Annotated in this window: 15 protein-coding genes; 8 read left to right on the top strand and 7 right to left on the bottom strand. The window is 42.2% G+C overall.

Annotation, left to right across the window (positions count from 1 at the left end; all coding sequences use genetic code 11):
- The first annotated feature begins 67 nt into the window (after positions 1-67).
- The 3 genes from V7K53_RS01890 to V7K53_RS01880 all read left to right on the top strand — a co-directional run bounded on the left by V7K53_RS01890 (position 68) and on the right by V7K53_RS01880 (position 4390).
- Entirely contained in the window at positions 68-769 is a 702-nt protein-coding gene (locus V7K53_RS01890) for an acyltransferase (RefSeq protein ID WP_335195979.1), read from the top strand.
- A 425-nt stretch (positions 770-1194) separates the two neighbouring features.
- Positions 1195-1311, top strand: coding sequence for a photosystem II reaction center protein I (locus V7K53_RS01885; RefSeq protein WP_041566417.1), 117 nt, complete (start codon positions 1195-1197; stop codon positions 1309-1311).
- Positions 1312-1507: 196 nt separating this feature from the next.
- On the top strand, positions 1508-4390 hold the full coding sequence (locus tag V7K53_RS01880) for a DUF3769 domain-containing protein (protein WP_335195978.1): 2883 nt from the start codon (positions 1508-1510) through the stop codon (positions 4388-4390).
- A gap of 8 nt (positions 4391-4398) precedes the next feature.
- Here the strand turns inward: V7K53_RS01880 and V7K53_RS01875 are convergent, their stop codons facing one another.
- From V7K53_RS01875 to murJ, 3 genes are all read right to left on the bottom strand, one after another.
- Positions 4399-4680 (bottom strand): hypothetical protein, encoded by a 282-nt coding sequence (locus V7K53_RS01875; protein WP_335195977.1) that lies wholly within the window; start codon positions 4678-4680, stop codon positions 4399-4401.
- Between the two features lie 204 nt (positions 4681-4884).
- Positions 4885-5397: an outer membrane beta-barrel protein gene (locus tag V7K53_RS01870; RefSeq protein ID WP_335195976.1), complete on the bottom strand. Its 513-nt coding sequence runs from the start codon at positions 5395-5397 to the stop codon at positions 4885-4887.
- Between the two features lie 311 nt (positions 5398-5708).
- Entirely contained in the window at positions 5709-7313 is a 1605-nt protein-coding gene (murJ, locus tag V7K53_RS01865) for a murein biosynthesis integral membrane protein MurJ (protein ID WP_335195975.1), read from the bottom strand.
- 761 nt (positions 7314-8074) lie between these two features.
- Here murJ and V7K53_RS01860 point away from each other — a divergent pair.
- Entirely contained in the window at positions 8075-11092 is a 3018-nt protein-coding gene (locus V7K53_RS01860) for a GAF domain-containing sensor histidine kinase (RefSeq protein ID WP_335195974.1), read from the top strand.
- Between the two features lie 214 nt (positions 11093-11306).
- Here V7K53_RS01860 and V7K53_RS01855 read toward each other — a convergent pair whose 3' ends face one another.
- From V7K53_RS01855 to V7K53_RS01845, 3 genes are all read right to left on the bottom strand, one after another.
- Positions 11307-12230 carry a hypothetical protein gene (locus V7K53_RS01855; RefSeq protein WP_335195973.1) on the bottom strand — a complete coding sequence of 308 codons (924 nt, stop codon included), beginning with the start codon at positions 12228-12230 and terminating at the stop codon, positions 11307-11309.
- A gap of 45 nt (positions 12231-12275) precedes the next feature.
- Positions 12276-12782: a pentapeptide repeat-containing protein gene (locus tag V7K53_RS01850; protein ID WP_335059848.1), complete on the bottom strand. Its 507-nt coding sequence runs from the start codon at positions 12780-12782 to the stop codon at positions 12276-12278.
- 133 nt (positions 12783-12915) lie between these two features.
- Positions 12916-14436 carry an LCP family protein gene (locus tag V7K53_RS01845; RefSeq protein ID WP_335195972.1) on the bottom strand — a complete coding sequence of 507 codons (1521 nt, stop codon included), beginning with the start codon at positions 14434-14436 and terminating at the stop codon, positions 12916-12918.
- A gap of 115 nt (positions 14437-14551) precedes the next feature.
- Here V7K53_RS01845 and V7K53_RS01840 point away from each other — a divergent pair, with 115 nt between their 5' ends.
- The 3 genes from V7K53_RS01840 (at position 14552) to V7K53_RS01830 (ending at position 17669) form a co-directional block, all read left to right on the top strand.
- A complete protein-coding gene (locus tag V7K53_RS01840; protein WP_335195971.1) occupies positions 14552-15616 on the top strand; it encodes a mannose-1-phosphate guanylyltransferase in 1065 nt (354 codons plus the stop codon).
- Positions 15617-15694: 78 nt separating this feature from the next.
- Positions 15695-15991: a membrane protein insertion efficiency factor YidD gene (gene yidD, locus V7K53_RS01835; protein WP_335195970.1), complete on the top strand. Its 297-nt coding sequence runs from the start codon at positions 15695-15697 to the stop codon at positions 15989-15991.
- A gap of 31 nt (positions 15992-16022) precedes the next feature.
- On the top strand, positions 16023-17669 hold the full coding sequence (locus tag V7K53_RS01830) for an ABC1 kinase family protein (protein ID WP_335195969.1): 1647 nt from the start codon (positions 16023-16025) through the stop codon (positions 17667-17669).
- A 213-nt stretch (positions 17670-17882) separates the two neighbouring features.
- Here V7K53_RS01830 and V7K53_RS01825 read toward each other — a convergent pair whose 3' ends face one another.
- The gene (locus V7K53_RS01825) at positions 17883-23609 is read right to left on the bottom strand and encodes a PAS domain S-box protein (RefSeq protein ID WP_335195998.1); all 5727 of its coding nucleotides are present in this window, start codon (positions 23607-23609) and stop codon (positions 17883-17885) included.
- A 794-nt stretch (positions 23610-24403) separates the two neighbouring features.
- On the opposite strand from V7K53_RS01825, the gene V7K53_RS01820 reads away from it, so the two are divergent.
- On the top strand, positions 24404-24895 hold the full coding sequence (locus V7K53_RS01820; RefSeq protein ID WP_335195968.1) for an Hsp20/alpha crystallin family protein: 492 nt from the start codon (positions 24404-24406) through the stop codon (positions 24893-24895).
- The last annotated feature ends 79 nt before the right edge of the window (positions 24896-24974 follow it).

Genomic DNA, 24974 nt, shown 5'->3' with positions numbered 1-24974 from the left:
AGATTAGGATACAGCCAAAACAACTTAAAACACTGTCAACAATAATTGATTAAAGAGATATGTAGCCATGCAGAACGAGCAATATTTTTCCAAATTGCAGCGCGTGCAAGAACTTTTAGTAACTACAGTGTTAGCAGATATTCCAACACTTCTTCTCGGTCCAAAGTTACGAAATTTAGGATATCGTAGTATTTTTGCTCAGATAGGCAGCCCCGTGTATATTCAAAATGGTGTTGAATTTAACGGTACTTCTTGTATTGAGATCGGCGCAAGAGTCTATATTTTCAAGGGTGTGCGAATAGATGCGAGAGGACATAAAAATAATAGAATTCATGTAGGAAATAGAGTCGCGATTGAGCGTAACGTTGATATCGGATCTTTGGAAGATACGTGTATACATATTGATGAAGACACCTTCATTGCCCCCAATGTGTCTATTGAGGGACCAGGAGACATTAAAATTGGTAAACACTGCTTGATTGCTGCCCATTCAGGGATATATGCCAATAATCATAATTTTGCCGATCCGATGGAGCTGATTAAATACCAAGGTGTTACTCGCAAGGGAATTGTGATTGAGGATGATTGTTGGCTAGGACATGGAGTAACAGTATTAGATGGCGTTACTATCGGCAAAGGCAGTGTTATTGGTGCGGGAGCAGTTGTTAATAGAGATATTCCTCCTTTTTCCGTTGCTGTTGGCATACCGGCACGAGTAATCAAAAACCGAATTGGCAAAGATATAGCAAAGCTTCAAGTTGAGAAATAGGGCATTGGGTATAAGAGGCAGAGGGGCAGGGGAGCAGGGGAGCAGAGGGGCAGGGGAGCAGAGGAGAAATAATAACTCCTAACTCAGCACGGGTTGAACTTTAGCTATCCGCGAACAGCACTCCTGAAGGGTATGGGGAATAGTAACTATCCCCTGTAACCTGTTGCCTTTTTTGGGAAACCTTTGCCATCAGTCAACGTCACAAGGGTAAACAGTCTCTGAGTTACTTTCTTAAGGGCATCTACAAGTCAGACAACTGACATCTTGTACATTATCAAGAACTGTAGGGTAGACATTGCTAGTCCTGAGTCCCCAGAGTCCTCTAAAAAAGGGACGAGATTTGGGTAATATAAAGTAGCTATCTTTTCTGCATTGCAGATACTGAAAGAAAAGCTTTCTTTGTTTTACCCGTTGGAGATATTTCTATGCTGACTTTAAAAATCGCTGTTTATATTGTTGTTGCCTTCTTCGTAACTATCTTCATCTTCGGATTTTTGTCGAACGATCCAGCTCGTAACCCCGGCCGTCGGGACTTAGAGTAAAAGGGCGATAAATCATCCGCGACTTTGGAAGGCGGAAAATACTAAGCGCCACGGAAACTTACTAAGCGAAAATTTAGTAAGTTTCTTCCTCCAAGTAGCTTGCTGTAGGTAGCAGAAGGCGACAGTCGGAAGGCAAAATGTATGTTTATCCTTCCCTTTGTCATTTGGCTGTTTGTTAGCCCGATTTTGCTCACTTATGCTTCATCCAGTTCTGCCACCTAATCCGCCTCCTATCGTTGAATCTTTACAACCTGTAAATCCCGCCTCATCTGCTAGTAATACAAAGTTTCTTTCAGGTGTAGATACTGGAATACACGAAAAGACAGACAAATCCAAGCAGCCCAAGAATTTGGCTCAGTTGGCAATTTCGGGTCACACTAAAAGCGATCCTTTATTGTCAACTCCGATCGACTCAACTCAAAATGACTTGGTAGTTGCGAAAACTTCTTCTGTACCTCATTCACCAGAAACCTTTCCACCAGAAACTTCCCCACTCCCCGATTCTACAACTGCTGGGCTTTTGGGACAGCCGCTGGTTGTTGGTTATCCCACGCAGGAGGTTAAAACCTCTAATGGCCAAGTTAAAGAATACACAAAGACAAGTCCGAGCGTCGAACCCCGCCCCTCGGAACTTCTTCTGATGTCGGCACTGCGTAAACGGGAGATGCAAAAAGAAGCCGCTGTCTTGCAAAGAAAAATCGGAGCGGAGGCTTCAGATCAAAATGCAAAAGATGAACCTGCTCAAAAACTTAGTCAGCGATCGCTAAATCCAAACTCTAATGGTGAAGCAAAATCAACCTTTTTGGATTCTTCTAGCTTTACCTATAGAGTTTCTCCAAGCCCAGTGGTAGCCCAATCTCCGCGCCCTCTTCAAATTACCCCAACTGTCACCAACAGTAACAAGTTAGGCAATTCCAAGGCAGAAATTTTAGCTGAGAAGTTAACCCAACAAAAACAGCAACGCGCTATTACTGCACAACAGTCTCTAAAAAAAGACAATATTTCTGTCTCTGCTGCCGATCTAGCACCGAGTTCTCAATCAGTACAAAATTTTATAACATTCAGGTCTCGTAAGCCGACAAACCAAGTCTCAGTACCGATCGCTGTAGAATTTAAGTCTCAAGTCCAGCAACAAAGCCAAGTACCAACGCCTACACCACAAGTAAATACCACTCAGCCACAAGCTCAACCATCTGGTACAACTGCGCCAGCTACCACACCGCCAGCCGGGCCAAGAATTGTAGAAGTCACTTCAGATCGGCAAGAGTATGACGAGAAACAGCGAATTATTACAGCTGTAGGTAATGTAATTGTGCGATTTGATGGGGCGGTGGTGGATGCCGATCGCTTACAAGTAAATTTGGACAATTTGATAGCTGCGGGGGAAGGCAACGTCACCTTAACACGGGGCGATCAGATACTGCGTGGACAACGCTTTACCTATAACTTCGTTCAAGATCGTGGGGAACTGGAAAATGGTAGAGGAGAAATTTACGTACCTTCAGCACAAACAGATTTTGCTTTTTCACCCACGGCTGTAAGTGCTGGTGGAGTTTCAAAACGTCCGCCCAGCGATCGCATTAGAGCCAATCAACCCGTTTCCGGTGTCAGCAGCCCTGGAGGAATTGATGTGACAATTGGTGGTCGGGCAGATGCAAGCAATATCCCGCCACCGAAAACAGGGGGTGCAGTCAATCGGCTCAGGTTTGAAGCTGAACAAATTGACTTTTATCCGCAAGGCTGGCAGGCAAGGGATGTCCGCATCACCAACGATCCGTTTTCGCCTCCAGAATTAGAATTACGCGCAAATACAGTAACTTTGACGCGAGAATCACCCTTGGTAGACCGCATCAGGACACAGGGGCAGCGTTTGGTATTGGATCAAACAGTCTCCTTACCAATTCCGTTGAATGAGCGTACTATTGACCGTCGAGAGCGGGATGTTACACCTGCAATAGTTTCTCCTGGCTACGATGGAGAAGATCGGGGTGGTTTGTATATTGAGCGTGGTTTTCCAGTAATCGATACAGAGCAAACACGCTGGACAATCACGCCCCAGTTATTATTACAGAGAGCTGTGCAAGAAGGCACGAGTGACTTAGGCGCACTGTTTGGTGTGAAGACCAAGATAAATTCTGTTTTGAGTCCACGGAGGATAATTCAGGGAACTGCGGAGTTAACTAGTTTTAACTTGAATGACGTAGAAGAAAATTTGCGAGTGAATTTAGGATTGCGCCAGACATTAGGCACTTCTCTTCCCCACACATTGAATGTGCAATATAACTACCGCGATCGTCTCTACAACGGTACTCTGGGTTTTCAAACTGTCCAGAGCAGTTTTGGCGGCATTATTACCTCTCCTGTGATTCCTTTAGGAAAAAGTGGCATCAACCTCAACTACCAGGCAAGTGCCCAGTATATTGATGCCAACACCGATCGCCTAGACTTGCTAGAACCAGTGCGGGAAAACAATCGCATTTCACTTGGTCGTTTCCAAGCCAGTGCTACCCTCAGTAGAGGGCTGTTGCTGTGGCAGGGAAAACCATTACCACCCACTGCCACTGAGGGATTACGATACACCGCTACCCCTGTAGTTCCTTACTTGCAAGCGATCGCTAGCCTTACAGGCACTACCAGTTATTACAGCAATGGTGATAACCAAAGCACTCTAATTGGTACAATTGGCTTACAAGGGCAAATTGGTCATTTTTCCCGACCTTTTTTCGACTATACCGCCTTTAATGTCAGTTTATCTCAAGGCTTAAATAACGGATTATCACCCTTTTTGTTTGACCGCTCCGTTGATAACAAAGTGTTGACCGCTGGGATATCACAGCAAATCTACGGACCTTTTCGCTTAGGCTTTCAAACATCTGTTAACTTGGATACTGGTAAAGAAAGTAGCACCGACTACATTTTGGAATATAGCCGTCGCACCTATGGCATTACCTTACGTTACAATCCGGTGCTGGAGTTAGGCGGTTTCAGCATCCGAATTAGTGATTTTAACTGGGGTGGCGGCACCGATCCATTTTCGGAAATTAAGCCAGTAGTGAACGGCGTGCAACAGGATAATTAGTTTAAGGACTAGGGACGACTCGACAGGCGATCGATCTCACAATGAGTAAATGCCGCGCCAGGTATTCTCAGGTTGGCATAGTCGCCGCTTAGTTGAACGCCTGATGGTGGTTGGTGTAGGGTTACACAGCATCTATGAACTGCGGCTTGATACTCTCGCCATTGCCTACGGATTGCAATACTTGCAGCATCGTTACCTAAGTCGGAAAATCTTAGCCCTGCTCGCATCAGCCAAGATTCCACGTCAGTTGTTTCACCAACTATTTCTGGAATGTGATTAATTTTTTTCATGAGTAATATCTTATACCTATCTGTATTTGCTTCACTTTAAGATAAAGTAGCAATATCAGCCAATATCATTTTTTATTAAAATAATCACTAAAAATGATTCATGCCCAAGTATTAATACTTGGGCATGAAAGAATGAATTACTATTACGGCTGGTAAACATCATTGCTTTAGCTTCCGAATAAGCCGTTTTCTAGCTCGTAATCACTAGAAACGATAGCCTAATCCAGCTTGGAAGCTGACAGCATCAGCATCACTATTTTTGTAGGCGTCAATACCCCATTTAGTATCGCCGTAGGCAATGACATTTTTGCTAACTTCTGATTCAATCCCAAGGGTGACTACAGGTGAATTCCGATTGCCCAATGGAGTTTTTTGACCTTCATCAGTTACAAAGGAATAACCACCACCGAAGTAAACGTTAGTATTTTTGGCGATAGGCGCATCATAAGTCACTATGGGCATAATTGCAGCAGCATCGCCACCATACAACACAGAACCCCGCAGTGAAACAGGAGCATTGGGTACGGCGTATCGTCCTTGAATATTACCACCAATTTGTGCTTCATCGTTTCCTTGTCCGCCACTGGTTGCACCAACAGCAACACCAGCACCGATGTAGTTACCGTTAGTACCTGCTGTTTGAGCAGATGCAATGCCGGCTGAGAGGACAATGGAAGCAACAGCAAGGAAAGAGGCAGCTAATTTTGTAAGTTTCATAGAATTATTCTCACTAGAGTTAAGTAAAATCAATCTTCTCTAGTACTAGAATCTCTTTTTTTACAAAATGTAACCTCACGCATCTGGTTCACCCAAGTGGCTGAATTATTTCTCACCCACCTGGGTGTAACAACTGAAATATTTAATTGAAGAATTCAGGATTCCGAATTTAGGAGTCAGAATTTAGGAGTCAGAACAAGAAAGTGAAAGATTCAGATCCACCACCCTCTTGTCTTTACGCTACGCTATCCGCTTTCTCTGGCTCCAAGTTCATGCTGAATTCTGACTCCTGAATTCTATTTAAATAACAGTTATTTCTTCAAAAAACGCTGACGTAGACGAGAGATAAATATATTCACCTCTGGTATTTTCAGCCATGAAGCGATCGCAGCAAACACTACAATCCCTACGAAGCCAGATATACACAACTGCAACACCAGAATCAGTAAACCCGTTTTACCTAACAAGTGCTGAGAACCAATCAATGTCCCATAGCTTGCTACCCCAGCAACTACGCTACCAGCAGCCAAACCCAGAATCGGCAAACTCCACTCACGCCAAGGTAAACCATTGAGTTTGCGATCGAGCAACCATAACAGCATTAACATTGAGCTACAATTTACACCCACCGTTGCTAATACCAAACCGGGAGCGCCAAAAGGTTTAACGAAAAACCAATCTAATAAAATGTTGAGCAAGATGTTAAAAATACTGATGCGAAAAGGTGTCTGTCCATCGCCTAAAGCATAGAATACCCGCACCAAAACATCACGCCCCAAATAGACAAACATCCCAATTCCATAAGCTACTAGTAAGGATGAAACTAGCTGTGTGGCTTCTGGCTTGAAAGCACCGCGCTCATATACCACCTGCACAATGGGTACAGATAGCGACACCATCAATGCCCCTAACGGTAGCATGGTAAAAGCAGTGAGTAGGAGTCCTTGGCGAATCCGTAATTTTAAGTCTTGCCAATTTTCGGGCCCAGCAAGTTTGGCAAATATCGGTAATAGAGGCAGTAAAATGATATTAGAAATAATCCCCAAGGGGGTTTGGACTAATAGATTGGCATAGTTAAATCCTGCCGCCGCACCAGGGATAGGACTAGCAAAATAAAGGTCAGTGGCAACATTAATTGGCATCATTCCAGAGGAAACTGTTGCCGGAGTCATGATTTTAATTACTTCTTGAACGCCTGGAGATTTAAAATCAAACCGCAGGCGTAATGTGCCCAATCCTAACCGCCACTGGACAATTAGCTGCACTACCCACTGGAGAATTGCTCCTGCCAAGGTTCCCCAAGCTAACACCATTCCCCCGATTAAAGCGTACTCCGGCTTAATAATGTCCTTGCCCAGTTGCATCGCCAAGATCGCAAGACCGCCAACAACAGTAATACTGGATAATAAAGGGCTAATGGAGAGTAACCAATATTGATTAGCTGTATTGAGAGTACCGAAGCCAATGCCAATTAAACCGGCAAATAAAGCCATCGGGGCCATAATGCGGAGTTGTTGAATGGCGATCGCTCTGGTTGTTTCTTCCAAACCATGACCGACTAAATCAACGATCGTATCCGCAAATAGAACTTGAGCAACTGTCACCAGCAACAGCAATCCAGCTACCAGCGTTGTCACAGTTTCCACTAGGGGAGCTGCTTCTTCTCGGCGACGCTTGGCTAAAACGCTGACGAGCGCACTGTGTAATGGCCCATTTACGCCACCGAGTAAGATCAATAGAAAGCCAGGGATAATATAGGCATAACTATAGGCAGTGGCAGCAGCACCAACACCAAATGCGGCAGCGATCGCTTGCTGCCGCACTAAACCGAAGACTTTACTAATTAATGTGGCTGCGGCAACAATGCCAGCAATTCCAGCGAAAGAACGAGAGGGTTTTTGATCTTGTTGTGTCACGAATAATACCCGACAACTCTTGCAGAGTGCATACTTTAAAACATTTAACCTGAAATTCCGCAGTCTGTCAGGTAAATTTTGACAAATTAGTAATTTTAAATGCCTACGCTAAGGGCAAAGGCGGATTGATGCCTACGGCGGGCTACGCCTACGCTCAAAATTAAATTCCTAAGATTGCGATAATACACCGAATTACAAGTTAGTTAGATTGTGATTTCAAAGGCATTGGGCCGCTTTTCTGATTTGCCCCGATAATACTAACTTAGTGACAGCCTTGCCTAAATTCGTAGTGAATATACTCAAATAAACTTTGCGCTCCTCTATGTTTCAAATTAAACCCTCAACTGGCGACGAATTTACACAATTGCGTACTTAGTTATCTCCTCTGTTGTATACAAGCTAAAATTATTTTTTAATCCATTACAAGGATAGATCGAGAAAGGGGAACTATAACAATAACCATCTTCTGGGAAATAGTTGAACTAGGGATTGGGGATTGGAGATTAGGGACTGGATATCGGGCGAGATTTGAATCCCAAACAAATTTTACTCATATTTTATTCCCTAGTACCCAGTACTCAGTCCCAAAGCGCCCATTCGTCCCCACCTCAACAAGTTGCTATCCATCTGAAATTGGTGAATCCTGGACGCGGCCAGTTGAAGACTGTAAAACTTTGCAGTTTGTCATATTTGTGACACTTCTTAACCCCATGAACTTTGGCGTGAGGAACCCTTGTATAAAAACGAGATAATCCAGAGCAATGGAACCCAATTCAAATTTCACAGAAAATCAACTTCTTTTGTCAAGCGCTCAACTTCAAGAGCAACTAGAGCAACAAAAAGCTCTGGCGAGTGTAATTGTCCGAATTCGGGAATCGCTTGACTTAGAAAAAATTTTTCAAACGACTGTTATACAAGTGCGTCAGTTGCTTAATGCTGACCGAGTAGCAGTCTTCCAGTTCGACCGCGAACAAAACTGGGAGGGAGAATTTGTTTCTGAAGATGTTGCAATTGGCTGGGACTCAGCAATGGCAATAAAAGTTTATGACCACTGCTTTGGAGAACAATTTGCTGCCAGTTATCAACAAGGTCGAGTGCAAGCAGTAGCAGATATTTACAAGGCGGGACTGAGTGATTGCCATGTGGCAATTTTGAGTAAATTTCAGGTACAGGCCAACCTTGTTGTCCCTCTATCGCGGAAGCAAGAACTGTGGGGATTGCTTTGCATTCATCAGTGCAGTGAGACTCGTGAATGGAAAGAATCAGAAATTGAGTTTATTCGTCAAATTGCTGACCATCTTGTTGTTGCGATTCAACAAGCAAAGCATCTCCATGAAGTCAAATTGCAAGCTACAAAATTGGCTCAAGCAGTTCAGCGAGACCAAGTAATAGCTAAAATTGTCGATGAAATTCGCTCGCCCCTTGATATTGAAACTATCTTTAAAACCACAACTCAAGAAATACGAAAGTTGTTGCAAGCTGACCGAGTTGCCATCTTTAGCTTCAATCCCGATTGGAGTGGTAACTTTGTTGCTGAATCATTTACGCAAGGCTGGACTCCCTTAGTTGGGGTTGAGCCTGCGATCGCTGATACTTATTTACAACAGACGCAAGGCGGGCGTTATGTTAACAACCAGACTTTTATAGTTAATGATATTTACCAAGCTGGATTAACAAACTGCCATATAACTCTGTTGGAGCAATTTCAGGCAAAAGCCTTTGCAACTGCCCCTATTCTCCAAGGAGATCAACTTTGGGGAATCATCGCTGCCTACCAAAATGCCTCACCCAGAGAGTGGGAATCTTATGAAGTCGAATCACTGATCAAAATTGGTACACAAATTGGTGTAGCAGTTCGACACCATAAGTTGCTGGCATACGCTCAGTATCAAGCAGAGCAACAAAAGACGTTAACTAGTGTAATCACTCGAATTCGGGAGTCTCTAGATTTAGATACAATCTTCCAGACTACTGTCACCGAGGCCCGGCAAATGCTGCAAGCAGACCGAGTGGCAGTCTTTCGTTTTGACCCGCAAAAAGATTGGGAAGGAGAATTTATTTCTGAGGATTTTGTGCCTGAGTGTAATTCGGTAATGGCAGAAAAAGTTTATGACTATTGCTTTGGTGAAAACTTTGCACCCCTTTACGCCCAAGGTCGAGTAAATGCGATCGCTGACATTTATCAAGGAAAGTTCCCCAGTTGCTACGTCCAAATCCTAGAAAAATTTCAAGTGCGAGCAAATATGGTCGCACCTCTATTAAAAAAAGGTGAACTTTGGGGATTGCTGTGTATTCACCAATGCACTGCTCCTCGCTACTGGCAACCTTCTGAGATTGAATTTGCCAGTCAAATAGCCGAGCAATTGGGAGTTGCATTAAAACAGGATTCTTATTTAAAGCAAGTTCAAATGCAGGTTGTCCAGTTAGCAGAAGCCACTGAACGGGAGAAAGCAATGGAACGTCAAGAACTGCTGGCTGCAACTATTGATAAAATCCGCCAGTCACTCGATATTAAAACTATTTTTAGAACCACTACTCAAGCTGTACGAGAGTTGCTCGAAGTCGAGCGAATTGCAATTTACCGCTTCAACCCGGATTGGAGCGGTAAATTTGTGGCAGATTCCTTCAAAGATGGTTGGAAACCAGTTGCACAAACCCAACCAACGATTATAGAAACTTTTGAGGATACAGACGACGATAACGAACTTCCACGTAACGAAACCTTTGTACCGATTCGGGAAGGTGAAAAATTATGGGGATTATTAGTTGCTTATCAAAATTCGCAACCGCGTTATTGGAAAGAGGAAGAAATTAATTTACTGGCTCAAGTTGGGGTGCAATTAGGAATTGCGATTCAGCAAGCAGAATTACTGGAGCAAACTAAACGTCAAACCTTGGAACTTTCTCAAACTCTGCAAGAATTAAAACAAACTCAGACTAGGTTAATTCAGGGTGAAAAAATGGCGGGATTAGGACAACTACTTGCCGGAGTTGCCCATGAAATCAACAATCCCATCAGTTTTATTTTTGGCAATCTTATCCATTTAAGTGAATATACTCAAGAACTACTAAAAGTAGTGAAACTTTACCGTCAAAGCTCCTCAATATTGCCAACTATCCAAGAGCAAATCGACAAGAGTGATTTGGACTTTCTTATCGAAGATTTACCCAAAACCCTTGAGTCAATGAAAGTAGGAACAGAGCGGATTTGTGATATTGTGCTATCACTACGAAACTTCTCTCGTACAGATGAGGCTGAATTAAAGCCAGTAGATATTCATGAAGGGTTGGATAGTACTTTGTTAATTTTAGGGCATCGCCTCAAAAATAATAACGATCGCCCAGCAATTGAGATTGTTAAACAATATGATAGTTTACCTTTGCTCGAATGCTATCCCGCACAATTAAACCAAGTGTTTATGAATCTTTTGAGTAACAGTATTGATGCATTAGAAGAAAAGTTTAACACTATACAGCAAAGGTATTTGAAATTATTACAAACGTGTCCGAGAATACCCTTGACTATCTGGATTAATACGCAAGTCGTTTATAACCAGGTTGTAATAAGAATAGCTGATAATGGTCTTGGGATTCCAGAAGAGGTGCGATCGCATATATTCGATCCCTTCTTCACTACCAAAGCACCAGGTAAAGGTACGGGGTTAGGATTGTCTATTAGCCATCAAATAGTAGTTGAGAAACATCATGGTCAGATGAAATGTTCGTCTAAACCAGGAGAAGGAACAGAGTTTTTAATTGAAATTCCCATTGATAATTAGAGGTTACTGATTTTTGACAATTTTAATAATACTATTTCACAAAATACCTGGTACAAATATATAGGTAGTGGCGTACCTGACTTTTCACGGTATCTAGAAAACCTCTCTCTAAATCTCTCTTCTACAAGGAGAGAGACTTTGAATTTTCCCCCTTCCCGCGATGAGTTGGGGGTTAGATTTTCGTGGGATTTAACTGATGGTATTGAGGGAGGTGTTAATTTGAAGCGATAAAACTTTTGATCGTCTTAACTATTTCTTGTTTTTCTTCAAACCCAGAACTATAGCGACCAATCAAAGGTACTCTTTCACCAGATTCTAAAATTAAGGTAATTTGATGAGCTGTACCATCTTCGCCATAAAAGTTTTTAACTTTAATATCAACAATTTCGTTTAACGAGTACAAAAAAACTAATTTTCCCAATATTCCAAACCATTTATAGTGGCTGATACTTAAGCTATTTGATGCTTTATCAAAATTACAGTCGATAAATGAACCTGACGCTATAATTAATAAACCTAATAATAGGCAAAATATGGTTATGCCAATTACAGCGTAGCCAACTAAAGTATCATCTTGCTTAACTACTAAACTTTTTTCTAAAGGTTGTACTAAGAAATTCTTGATTTTTAATAAGATAAACTCCGCTTCTTCGGAAAAATAATCACTGTAAGTAGTTCGTCTAAACGGAATACTTTCTGTTTTAGTTAATAACTGAACTTGATATTTATATATTATTTTTCCCTCTTTATCAGTTTTAGTTTGTTTTTCTAAACGACTTCCAATTAATCCAGAAATTGGTTTTTGGCTTTTTTGATGACCAAAAAAATCAAATTCTATCAGTTGACATATAATTTTTGATGACTTTTGCTCAATATTTGAAGTATCTATATTTTGTAAAACTCGGTTACAATCAAGTTGTGTGACAGGTATAAACATAAAAATAGCATATAAACAAATTATACCTATTTGTCCAATAAAAAACCCAATAAATCTAAGTAACTTCGGTTGAACAATAAACTTAAGCTTATTTTGTTTTTGCTCATAAATTTGTATCTTTTTATCTCTGACAAAATCCCAAATTAAAATCAAATCGATAGCGAATAATACATAGTTTAATAAAGAATTTGTATTTTCCATTTTTTCGCAAAAATGTCTCTGTTTTTAAGATCAAAACCGAGATTTTTACCTACAACCCAAACTATCTCGCGTTGACACACCCGTAACTGGATTTACGCCATCGGCTCTTTCACACAGCAGCGACACTTGATAACGGTCAATTAAAGCATCGGTAAAATCAGCACCAGTGACATCAGCATCAAAAAAGCGGCTGCGGGTTAAAGTTGCTTCAGTAAAGATGGCATTTTTCAGGTTAGCACCATCCATAGTGGCGCGATCGACTAAAGCGCCGCTCAAGTTCGCATCTTCCAAATTTGCCTTTAATAAAACTCCTTTAGTCAGAATTGCGTTGGTTAAATTTGCTCCTTGAAAATTTGTCCCCCGCATTTCTGCTGCGACAAAAGTTACCCCTGCCAAATCAGCATGAGAAAAGTCACGATTTTCTAAATTTATATTGTTGTAATTGATTGTGTTTATCTGAGCAAAAGCCGGTTTGGGATTAAGTATTATCCACCCAAAGGCTAGTAGCAAAATTACAATCAAACCCAAAAAGCGCAGTAAAATCTTTTTCATAACTTTATTATTTCTCAGTAGTCCTTTGTCATTAGTTCTATCTTACAAAGTTTTGAGCGGAGGAAACCTCCGCTCAGACTTTGCGCTTTGTCATTTAACCAATGACTAATGACTAATGACTCATGACTCTTAGCTATTTCCAATCTTTCCCAATGCGGATTGTCAGATCGGATTCTAAATCACCAATGGCAGACACCTCGATTTGACCCAAGCCTAAGACTTTTTGCAAATCAACCCCAACTCGTCGGTTGCCTTTTTGGACAATAACCTGAGTTTGACGTTGAGTATCTGGCCAATCAGGCACTTTGTAAATATTATTAAAGCCTTTCTGTTTAAGATAAGCAATAACTTTTTCAGTTAGCTGAGGTTGATTTGAAGCATTTTGAATAGCAATTTTGAGGTTAGAAACCTGACGCGTATCTGGTTTTAGACCAGGTACATTTACCCCAACATAATCATTCAACAGGCTCTGTTGTCCAGTCATATTCAGCCAATAGCTATCAGGGTCTTTGCTAAAGCGGCTAAAGGTACCAGGCAACACAGTCATTTGGAAATTATCCCGATCTAGGTTGAGTCCGAAATTGACCAACGCCATCATTTCTTCCATCTTCAGGTTGGTATCAAAATATTTTCGCATTAGGCGAGTTAATTGAGGCAACCTGGGTAAGACGGTAGGACTATTTAAACGTTGCAGCAGGGCTGCTGTTAGTGCTTGCTGACGCTGCACTCTCGGCAAATCTCCCAAACCTGGTTCGCGGAATCGAACAAACTGTTCTGCTTGTTCGCCGTTGAGGGTTTGCCAGCCACTGACTAAATTAATCGACAGCCGACTGCTAGAGTCTTTATATTCCATTGATTGGGGAACAAAGACTTCTACTCCGCCTAACTGATCGACTAACTGCCGTAAGCCACTGGTAGAAATACGGATGTAACGATCGATTGGGGCGTTGTTTAAGGTACGGCTAACTACCCGTGCTGCTAAGACTGGGCCGCCTTTGGCATTGGCATCAGATACCTTGGTTAATCCCTTTTCTCCCTTTTCGGGGATGGCGATCATTGTATCTCTGGGAATGGAAAGCACCCTTACAGATTTTTCGCTAGGGTTCAGTCGTACCAGTAGCATAGAGTCGCTTTTCCCTGCAAAGCTTTCTGGTGAGCCATCAACGGTACCGCTGACTGGTTCAATCCCCATGATTAAAATATTCATCGGACGTGAAAGCTTGTACTGGGAAAGTTTGCCCCATAATTCCCCTGGTAATGGGATTTTTACTTCGTCTTTAGCAGTAGTTCCTAAATCTTCGTCTGTTCGATCTAGATTGCTCCATAAAGGAGTCCACAGCGCTAACGTTGACACCAGCAGCCCAGATAAGATGATGCCAATGACAACCGTCATAAACCATAACAGCCATCGAGGCATGGTTAAGCCCAGTCTCTCAGAAAGCTGATTGGGAAACGCACCCACAGATTCGATGACGCTACGATTCGGATTCGCTGGCTGGTTTAGTTCGACCTGCTCCTCCTCTAAGTCAGCTACTGGTGCTGGTGTTACTTGATTTTCTGTCCATTGAAGTTGCGATGATCGCACGTCACTTTCAAACTCTACTACTTGCCCAGACGTAACCGGATTTTCCGACCATTCGACTTGTTTTATCACAATTATCTCCCCACTCAACCACTCCCTAAAAGTATGTTAATCCAAGCTACAAATATTGCCAGTGGAAAAGCTCACTGTAAACTTGTAATGTTCTTCGGTAGGCGTGTATGACAACATGAATACTTTATTGTTCCCCGTAATCCTAGCTGGTGGTAAAGGTGAACGTTTTTGGCCTCTAAGCCGCAAAGACCGACCCAAGCAATTTTTAAGTCTTGATGGTAGCTCTAGAAGTCTATTACAAGCAACCGCCGATCGATTGATTGAACTCGGTGGCGGGTGGGATTCCTTGTGGGTCATAACTTCTAGTCAGATAGCTGAAGGCGTAAGACAACAACTACCCGATCTACCAGTTGAAAACTTGCTGATTGAGTCGGAAGGCAGAGACACTGCCGCAGCCGTTGCTTGGACAAGTTTAGAAATCAAACAGCGCTATGGTGAAGACGCTGTGATTGGCTTTTTCCCTGCTGACCACTGGATTGCTAACCAAGAGGCGTTTGCACACACATTAAATGCAGCTACGCAACTGGCAACAAGCACAGCAGCGATCGTTACACTGGGGATCAAGCCTACTTTTCCATCAACCGGTTACGGCTACATTGAACAAGGTGAAAAAATAGGTAGCTTTAATGAGTTGCCAGCTTATCACGTGAACCGCTTTACTGAAAAGCCCGACCGAGAAACGGCAGAGACTTTTTTATCTACGGGACGTTTTAGCTGGAATAGTGGAATGTTCGTTTTTCGGGCAGGGGTTGTTCTCAAGGAACTACATACCCATGCTCCAGAAATTATCGAACCTTTAGAACAACATGGCCCTGATATCTATCCCCAGTTGCCTAAGAAGAGTATAGACTATGCGTTAATGGAAAAGACAACTCTAGCATACGTTTTGCCAGTTGATTTTGGTTGGGATGATTTAGGAGATTGGAATGCGATCGAACGTTTACTGAAAACGGAAGATACTCCAAACGTGGAACTCGGTACTCACGTAGGTTTAGATACGCAAGGGGCGATTATTTACGCCTCAAATCCAGAAGATGTAGTTGTTACTATTGGTTTAGAGGACGTGGTGATTGTGCGCGATCGCAATGTCACCCTCGTTGTCAAAAAAGAACGTACCCAGGAAATCAAGCAGATCCTTAAAATTCTCCAAAGTGATTCCCGATTTACTGACCTGCTATAAAAGTTAGAACCCTTGGCAGAGGCGAAAAAGTCTATTTTTCCATTATAACTTGACAGTCTGTTATTTTATCTGACAGTTATGGACATTATTAGCTTTGAACCTCTGGCCAAGACAATGGCAATCGATTCTATTACTGCCTATCAAAAATATATTTCTCCGTCCAAAGGATTTTCTTGTTCCCATCGCTTATTACACGGTGGGGATTCCTGTTCTAGCTACGTCAAACGGATGCTGAACGAACAGAAGCTCCACGAAGCCGTACAATCATCCATAAAAAGATTTCAAGATTGTGCCGCAGCTAGCAAAACTTTAACAAGCATCAAAACTAGAGCCGATTCCCGTTGTATTGTCATCCCCTGCTGCCTACCTCTTTAACTCCTCTGCCTCTTTGCAGTTTTTTACAAAAATGTTCCTCACCCAAACTGTTCCCCGTCAACGAGAAATCCTTGAAGTCTTCCTTCGCAATGGCTGGGACTATATGCGAAGGTTACTTACTGGTGGCAAAGCTGATGAACCCCAGCTGCCGACACCTGCGGTTTTAAAAAATATTCTGGTAGATTTGGGCCCAGTTTACGTCAAACTTGGCCAGTTAATGTCTACCCGCCCTGACTTACTGAGCGCCTCCTATATTGAGGAATTGTCAACTCTACAAGATGAAGTACCACCAGTTCCTTGGTCAGAGATAGAAATAATCCTCCGCAAAGAATTAAAACGTCCATTAGCAGAAACCTTCAGCACAGTTAACCCGATCCCCGTAGCAGCCGGATCGATTGCTCAGACACATCGAGCTACACTAGCAGACGGTCGAGAAGTCGCTCTCAAAGTGCAACGTCCGGGAATCGATCTGACTATTGCTCAAGATATTGCTTTAATTCAAGGTATTGCCGATTTAGTGGCGCGAACTGATTTTGGGCAAACCTACGAAATCAAATCCATCGCCGAAGAATTTACCAAAGCCTTAGAAGCTGAATTGGATTTTACACGCGAAGCTGGTTTTACAGACCAACTGCGGCGCAACTTATCTAAAAGCCGCTGGTACGATCCCACACAAATAGTGGTTGCGGAAATTAATTGGGAGTTGACCACAGAGAAATTGCTGGTAATGGAATGGCTCGATGGAGTGCCGTTCCTAGCGGCGGATTTGGATAGTGACCCCAACATTAAAGACCCTGCCGAAAAGCGTAAAGAAATAACTACTTTGTTATTTCGGGTATTTTTCCAGCAATTATATATTGATGGCTTTTTTCACGCCGATCCCCATCCAGGAAACTTATTTTATCTCAAAGATGGGCGTGTCGCTCTCTTAGATTGTGGCATGGTGGGAAGACTCGATCCCCGGACACAGCAGATATTAACAGAGATGTTGTTAGCGATCGTTGATTTAGATGCTCAAAGGTGCGCTCAGTTAACTTTACAGCTATCAGATTCTGCTCAACCAGTGATTTTGTCGCGGTTAGAAAATGATTACGATCGCATGTTGCGAAAGTATCACAATGTCAGCCTCACACAAATAAACTTCAGTCAGATAATTTATGAAGTTTTACAAGTTGCCCGCAACAATAAAATTAGGTTGCCTAGTAATATGGGTTTGTATGCCAAAACCCTAGCGAATTTAGAAGGGGTAGCGCGGACATTCAACCCAGAGCTTAATTTTTTTGATGAAGTCAAACCATTAATTACAGACTTATTTCGTCGGCAATTACTGGGGGATAATCCAGTGCGATCGCTATTACGGACAGCCTTAGATATTAAAAGTCTGTCTCTCCAATCTCCTCGCCAAATTGAACTATTATTAGACCGAGTTACCTCAGAAACCTTACAGTGGAATCTCTCGCTGCGGGGGTTAGATGGTGTGCGGCGGACTATGGATGATGCAGCTAATCGACTATCTTTTAGTATATTAGTGGGTTCGCTGATTATGGGTGCGGCAATTATTTCCACCAGAGCGCAGACAACTCAGCTATCTTTTTTAAGCACCACCCTCTTTGCAGTCGCTAGTTTATTGGGTTTGTGGTTAATTATTAGTACATTGCGATCGGGACGTTTACGGTAAAATCATTTTGAATTTTGGACTTTGAATTGACATAAAAATCTAAAATTAAAGTTTGTAGTAAGCACTTTAGTACTGAGAAAATTAAGGACTAAAGTCCTTACTCTTCGGGTGACGCTCGTACCTCGCTAACGCTGCGCTATCGTTAGTCGCTCATGGGGAAAACACCCAAGACCGCGCTAACTCACTACGAACTTGCTTGCCCATCGATTTTTATTAGCTGGATAAGACTCCTGTAATACTCGTCAATTCCATAATTTTTTCAAACTGAAAATCATGAGCTAAATTCTTAATAAAATTTTGCAGGACAGCATTTTCTGAAGGGATTTGCTCAATCAATTCTAAAATCAGGTCATCACTACATTGGGCTGCGGCAGTGTACACCTGTTTCACCCATTCAGGCGACATTTCAGATAATAGAGTTACTAAATCTGTGAGTGTCAACATTGATTTTGGTCTTTGTTGCTTTAGGTTTGTTAACTGATAGCTTTCTTCTTGATAAATATATTGAACTCCCAAATATTCGCTCAACTTTTCTAGTAATTCTTCCTCGCGGAAAGGCTTGTTAATATAATCATCGCAACCCGCTTTGATTATTGCCTCTCGTTGTTCCTCAAAAGCATTAGCAGTTAAGGCAATAATAATGGTCTTCCAATTGGGGATTTGGGATTCGGTATTTTGGATTGAGGTTTCTTCTCTAGTTTTAATAACTTTTGTGGCTTCGTAACCGTCCATAATTGGCATCCGCATATCCATTAAGATTAGATGTGGTTGCCATGTCTGCCAAAGTGCGATCGCTTCAATGCCATTTATTGCTTCCTGGACTACAAAACCGATGGATGTGAGAATTTTCATTAACACTAAACGGCTATCTGTAGAGTCATCAACTACTAAAATACGGTATTCGCTTTGAGTGGGCGCTAAACTAATAACTTGGGGTCTAATTTGTTGGATCTGGATTTCGCTGACTGTGGCTAGACCAATTTGAATATCAAAAGTAAATTTACTTCCCTCACCAATAGTACTGGTGACGCTAATATCTCCTCCCATTAGTTGCACATATTTACGGCTAATTGCTAAACCTAGTCCTGTTCCCTGCTGCGATTTTCTTCCGGTTTCAGTTTGCCCAAAAGCTTCAAATAGCAAGTCAATTTCTTGTGGGGCAATACCGCGGCCAGTATCTTGTACCTCAAAGGTTAGGGATTGGGCATTGGGCATAGGAAGAGGCAGAGGTGCAAAGGGGCAGAGGGGCAGAGGGAAAAGACTTACTGCTACTTCTCCTCTACTCCCCTGCTCCCCTGTTCCCCAGTCCCCACTCCCCATCCCCACCCGCAGCGTCACCCTGCCAGTATCGGTAAATTTGATTGCATTTCCCAGGAGGTTAAGCAAGACTTGACGCAGTTTACTTTCGTCAACTTGGATGTATTGGGGAAGGTGAGATGTATATTCAAAGACCAATTCCAATCCTTTGGAGGTGGCGCGGAAACGCAACATCTCTTTGAGGTTTTCCAAGAGGCGAATTAAGTCAAAACTGTTGAGATTTAAGGTTATTCTGCCAGCTTCGATTTTAGACATTTCCAGAATGTCGTTGATTAAATTCAGGAGATGTTCGCCAGCACGATTGATAATTGCTAGATTTTGCTGATGTTCAGTTGATAAATCACGATCGTGGCTCATGACTTGGGTAAAACCAAGGATGGCGTTGAGTGGGGTACGCAGTTCGTGACTCATGTTGGCCAGGAATTCGCTTTTGGCACGGTTAGCAGCATCAGCAACGATCACAGCTTCTTGCAATGCTTGTGACTGCCTTTGAGTTTGTGCTAGCAATTGTGCCTGCTGTAAAGCAACGCCCAACTGATTGCCAATTTGAACTACGATGTTGATTTCTCCCGATTTCCATTGGCGGGGATCGGAATTTTGATAACTCGCCAGTAATCCCCAAAGCTGACTACCATGTAAGATCGGAACAATAATGTAGGCTTTAGCCTGAAAGCGCTCTAAGAGATTTATATAAGCAGGATGAAACTCAGTGTTGTAAATGTCTGGTACACAGAGGAAACTTGCGCCTGGGGTTGCTTGCAGGTCAGAATATTCCATCTGGTTATCCGCATTATCCAAAATTTTCGCTAGACAACGCCCATCTTGTAATACCCCCTCTGTGAGATAAGGGTCATTGTTGTGTTCTTCTATGAGAGAAATCCAATCGTTACCCACTGATTCAGAAACAAATTCCCCATTCCAGTCGGGATTGAAACGATAAACAACAACCCGATCGCAGTTGAGTACTTGGCGTAATTCTTCGGTTGTCGCCGCAAATATCGTCTCTAAATCTAGTGTTTGGCGCATTCTTTGAATCACTTGCGCGATCGCTCTTTCTCGCTCTGCACTTTCACGCAAGGCTTCTTCTGCCAATTTTCTCTCGGTAATATCTGTAATTGTACCGATGTAGCCTTTAATTTCTCCATCATCTCTAAATTCTGGCAAAGCATGACAAATTACCCAGATGACTGTATTATCATCGTCATGCAAGAAACGATGTTCGTACTTATAGGTTGACTTAGCGACTGTTGCTTGATTCCATGCCAACAATAGCTGCTCGCGGTCGTCTGGATGTACGGCATTTGCCCAACCTGTTCCCAGAGAATTTTCCAAACTACATCCAGTAATTTCACTCCAACGTTGATTAAAATATAAAACATTGCCATCGACATCAGTATGAAATATACAAGCTGGTGAGGCTTCTGCTAGAAGTTGATATCGTTGCTGACCTGACTGCAAAGCTAGTTCTGCCAATTTGCGATCGTTAATATCTGCCCAATAACCAACCCATTCGATCGGGGAATTCGCTTCGTCACGAATTAACCTCATCTCTTCGTAGAACCAGTGATAAGTTCCGTCAGCGTGCAACCAACGGTATTCGTAAGAAATGTACTCCTGCTTAATAAAGTGGGAAAATTTTTCCGAGATCGGTTCAATATCTTGTGGATGGACGCGCTCGAGCCAAAAACTGGAGTTATCGATAAATTCCCGCGCTTCGTAGCCCACCATTTCTTTAACGTTTTCACTGATAAAAGTAATGCCAAAATCCTCTGATGTTTTGCTGCTATAAATGACTACAGGGCTAGAGGTGAGCAGATATTGTAGGCGTTCGTTGGCTAAACGTAGTTCTTGTTCGACGTGTTTGCGTTCGCGTAGCGCTGCATGTAGTTCACTAATTTCTACTAAAACTGTGCCAACACCAGAGGGGCGATCGCCTTCACCAACAATCGGAAAATAAGAAGCTAAGAAGTGGCGAATAATATCTGGTTGTTTGATTGATGGGCTGCTTAATTCTTGATTAATAATAGGTTGACCAGTTATCAGAACTTGTTGATAAATTGGTTCTACTAAAGGGGCGATATCGGGTAAGACTTCATGGATGGTCTTGCCAATATGATCTTGCTGGGGTAGTCCATTAATCTCCGCCAACAGTTGGTTAATTTGCACAAACCGCAGCTGGTTATCTACAATATTCATGCCGACGGGAGCACTGCTAAAAAAGGCATTGAGACGAGCTTCTCTGAGTGCTAATTCTTGTTCTAAGGTTTTGCGCTCAATCAACCCACCCAATTGAGCCGCAACAGCACTGACTAGCAAGAGCAAACGCCGATCTACCAATACTGAGCTACGTTTAAAAAACACTAAAACAGCTAATACTTGGTTCCCAGCCAATATGGGAACACCGAACCCAGCTTTGAATCCTACCTTTGCGGCTTGTGGCGATCGCAAGAAAACTGGTTGTGTAACTTTAGAAACATCTTCTATCCATTCTGGTTCTTGGTTCTGCCAAACTCTTCCTGGCAATCCCACTCCCAGAGCAAATTTCACCGTTTGGCTTTGCTGGCAGAATTCTTCTAAGTTGCTTTCCTCTCCGTACCAACCCAGACTGTGTTCTAAAACAGTCCCATGTTTATTAGGTATCCAGGCTTCACCAAAATCCCAGCCAATAGTGTGACAAATTAAGCGCAAGACCACTGCTAAGGCGCTGTTGACATCACTGGCGCGAGTGATAGCTTGGGTTGTCAACAGTAACAAACGGCTTTCATTTTCTGCCTGCTTGCGTTCAGTAATATCTTTTGCGGTTCCCAGTACGTACCATTGTCCATCAATCTCGATCATTTCTGCACTCAACAGTGTTGTCCTGATTTCTCCTGTTGCTGTGCAGACATCAATCTCATAGTTGCGGATGGCTTTTGCTTGTTGCAGGATGTTGATGAGAAAATTATATTCTTCTGGATTCACCCAAATATGCAATTCTTCATCGGTGCGATCGATTACCTGAGAACGAGAATAACCAAAAAACCGACAAAAGCTGTCGTTTACTTCGATGTAGCGTTTGTTGGGAACAGTAATTAAAGCAATTGGGTCAGGAGATGACCGAAAAGCTGACGCTAACTTTTCTTCAGAAGCCCGTCGCGCGGCTTCTGCGCGTTGGCGTTCTTTTGCCTCTAATACCAAGGATACTAAATTGCCCAGAGAGCGAGCGAAATTTTGGTCTTCTAGCGTCCAATGATGAGTAACTCCCACCGCCTCCAGACATAAAACTCCTACGGTCTTTCCCTCCAGCCTAATGGGTGTATCGAGTATAGAAGTGATGTTTAATCTTGAGTAAGAGGCAGAAAATTCTTTAATTCTGGGATCGGTATGAGCATCATCTGCGGCGATTGATTGGTTTTGCTGCAAAGCTGCAAAATAAACTGGATAGTCTGCCGCTGAGAAGAAAAGTCCTTCGCTATGTTGATTGCTACTGCCCTCAAATAGATCGAAACACTGGATTTTCATGCCCGTTTCGTCATACAGCCAGACACTAGCTCGTTCTACGCCAATATTGTTGACAGCTGTTTCTGTGATTATACTCAAGGCTGCTTTCAAATCACCCTGATAAAGCGTCTGATTTTGTGCCAATTGTGTTAGCACGAGATTATGATTGCGGAGCTTAATCGCACTTTCTTGGAGTAATTTTTCTACTCCTCGACGCTGCGTAATATTACTAGCAGTGCCCGTCATGCCTATAACCTGACCCTCTTCGTTGCGTAATGCGATCGCATTCAACATTAGATAAAGTAAGGTACCATCTTTAGCCACACAGGTAGTTTCATGCTGGAAGATAGATTTTCCCTGAAGAACACGCTCAAAGGCTACTTTATCTTGAGCAACTTGTGTAGGTGAGATGAAATCAATTAAGGCGCGCCCGATCATTTCTTCCGGTTCGTAGCCATAAATCTGCTTGACTGCTGGATTGACAAAGGTAATTAGTCCATCAATGTCTACCGACCAGATCGTGTCCTGGGATGTCTCCACTAGGAGGCGATACTGACTTTCACTCTTCTTGAGGGCGGCTTCGACTACAAGGCGTTCGCTTTGATAAACTTCTCTACAAAAGGCTTTGCTAATGCTAACGGGAATTTCTTTAAAAATATCTTCTATTTGTCTGTTGCGAATATTTAACTCAACTGTAATCCGTTGACGCTCTTTAATCTCCTGTTGCAGTTGGGCATTTTTTTCTTTTAACTGTTTTTTCAGTTTTAGGAGAGTGAGTTGATTTCGGACGCGTAATAAAACTTCTTTAGTTTGGAATGGTTGAGTAATATAGTCAATATCGCCGAAATTCAAGACATTTATTTTTTCAAAAAAATCATCGAAAATTCCGAAAAGAATTATCGGAATTTCTTGAGTTTGATCGTTAGCTTTCAAATATTGACATACTTCATACCCATCCCTCTCTATAATGAGAACATTTAGCAAAAGCAAATCCGGGGAAGAAGCAATTGCCGTATTGATTGCCAATTGTCCAGAAATGACACTTTCTACCTGATAACCTTGGTTTTGAAGGATGTCTGATAAAAAATGTAAATTCTCTAAGTTGTCATCAACTAATAAAATTTTTATTTTTTGAGCATCCATATCAGTTACTAAGTTAATTTTCAATCAGGAAGAATTTCTTGAATAAAACTGAACATGAAATCAGAAAGCAAAACTCTTTCACCAGATTGTAAATAAAATCATCGTCGCTTACAACCATACTTCAGCGCTGGGTGTATAGAAAAGTTGCATATAAAGCAGGATAACTGTTTATATCATGTCCGCTTCATTACTTAATTAAATCCGAAGAATTCCAAACAGCCAAAGCTACGGTGTACATACAAGTCCTAAAAACCTAGCTTGATGAGGCTTGACTCGTTCCCAGCCGGAGACTGGGAATGCATTCATTGAGTCTCTGACTCAATGTCTGACTGGAGGCAGCAGTACCTAATCAGCTATTGCCATGCTCTGTATGGGAAGGAGATAATTGAGCTTTTTTTCAATTGTGTCTACACCGTAGTCCTTCGCATTGGGGAGACGCCATAAGGCAAGCTACGCGCAACGTCTTTGTCAATCTGACTCTTAGCATCGGGCTAGAGCTTCTAGCTAGCTACAAGCGAATTTAATTAAATTTACATTACATAATATAGTTTAATTTACGATTGCCTACTTCCTTTGACATTCACTATTCTCAAGCTTTTCATCATTTTTTTGTTTGATACGGTAAATCCAACCTATGTTTGTACGGTTTACCCAACTGTTTTTAGATTATTCTTTTATTAAATTACTTACTAGAGAGAAGAAACAAAGCAAATAAAGCTCCTCTCTAAAAAATACCTCTAAAACTTTGTTTGATTACCCAAGATTGAATTAGAAAGTTAAGGAGAGATTCAAATATGGCACTGATTCGTTGGGAACCATTCCGTGAAATGGAGATTCTGCGTCGTCAAATGGATCAACTATTCTCTGAGCTGACAGTAGCCGAGCGCGGTAACTCTGAGATTTCTGCATCACCGAGAACAGCGTGGGTTCCTGCGGTTGAATTACATGATAATGGCTCAGAGTTGCTATTAAGAGTTGAGATTCCAGGCGTGGAAGCTAAAGACCTCGATGTTCAAGTTACTCAAGATGCAGTTTCGATTGCTGGTGAGCATCGTTACGAAAAACATTCCCAATCTAAGGATAAAGTTCATTCGGAATTCCGGTATGGCAAGTTCGCTAGAGTAATTCCTCTGCCAGCCAAAGTTCAGAATCAACAAGTTAAGGCAGACTTGAAAGATGGGATTTTAATTTTGACTTTACCCAAACTGGAGCAAGAGCAGAGCAAGGTATTCAAAGTGAATTTAGGCCAATCTCAAAGTTCCACAGCTTCTATAGAACCCATTTGACATCTAAGAAGGTGCAGCAAGCCTCTTAACCATCAACCGAATAAAACAAAGATTAACCTTGGCAGTCGCATTAGCTAAA

It is taken from the genome of Nostoc sp., from assembly GCF_036917355.1.
Lineage (GTDB): Bacteria > Cyanobacteriota > Cyanobacteriia > Cyanobacteriales > Nostocaceae > Nostoc.
This window is presented reverse-complemented; position numbering and strand designations above follow the sequence as displayed.

What these genes read in the sequence shown, in the direction of transcription:
- V7K53_RS01860 (WP_335195974.1), top strand. Translation starts at nt 8,075, where the DNA reads ATGGAACCCAATTCAAATTTCACAGAAAATCAACTTCTTTTGTCAAGC.
- V7K53_RS01855 (WP_335195973.1), bottom strand. Translation starts at nt 12,230, where the DNA reads ATGGAAAATACAAATTCTTTATTAAACTATGTATTATTCGCTATCGAT.
- V7K53_RS01885 (WP_041566417.1), top strand. Translation starts at nt 1,195, where the DNA reads ATGCTGACTTTAAAAATCGCTGTTTATATTGTTGTTGCCTTCTTCGTA.
- V7K53_RS01870 (WP_335195976.1), bottom strand. Translation starts at nt 5,397, where the DNA reads ATGAAACTTACAAAATTAGCTGCCTCTTTCCTTGCTGTTGCTTCCATT.
- V7K53_RS01875 (WP_335195977.1), bottom strand. Translation starts at nt 4,680, where the DNA reads ATGAAAAAAATTAATCACATTCCAGAAATAGTTGGTGAAACAACTGAC.
- V7K53_RS01830 (WP_335195969.1), top strand. Translation starts at nt 16,023, where the DNA reads ATGTTCCTCACCCAAACTGTTCCCCGTCAACGAGAAATCCTTGAAGTC.
- V7K53_RS01890 (WP_335195979.1), top strand. Translation starts at nt 68, where the DNA reads ATGCAGAACGAGCAATATTTTTCCAAATTGCAGCGCGTGCAAGAACTT.
- V7K53_RS01880 (WP_335195978.1), top strand. Translation starts at nt 1,508, where the DNA reads ATGCTTCATCCAGTTCTGCCACCTAATCCGCCTCCTATCGTTGAATCT.
- V7K53_RS01840 (WP_335195971.1), top strand. Translation starts at nt 14,552, where the DNA reads ATGAATACTTTATTGTTCCCCGTAATCCTAGCTGGTGGTAAAGGTGAA.
- V7K53_RS01820 (WP_335195968.1), top strand. Translation starts at nt 24,404, where the DNA reads ATGGCACTGATTCGTTGGGAACCATTCCGTGAAATGGAGATTCTGCGT.
- V7K53_RS01850 (WP_335059848.1), bottom strand. Translation starts at nt 12,782, where the DNA reads ATGAAAAAGATTTTACTGCGCTTTTTGGGTTTGATTGTAATTTTGCTA.
- yidD (WP_335195970.1), top strand. Translation starts at nt 15,695, where the DNA reads ATGGACATTATTAGCTTTGAACCTCTGGCCAAGACAATGGCAATCGAT.
- V7K53_RS01825 (WP_335195998.1), bottom strand. Translation starts at nt 23,609, where the DNA reads ATGGATGCTCAAAAAATAAAAATTTTATTAGTTGATGACAACTTAGAG.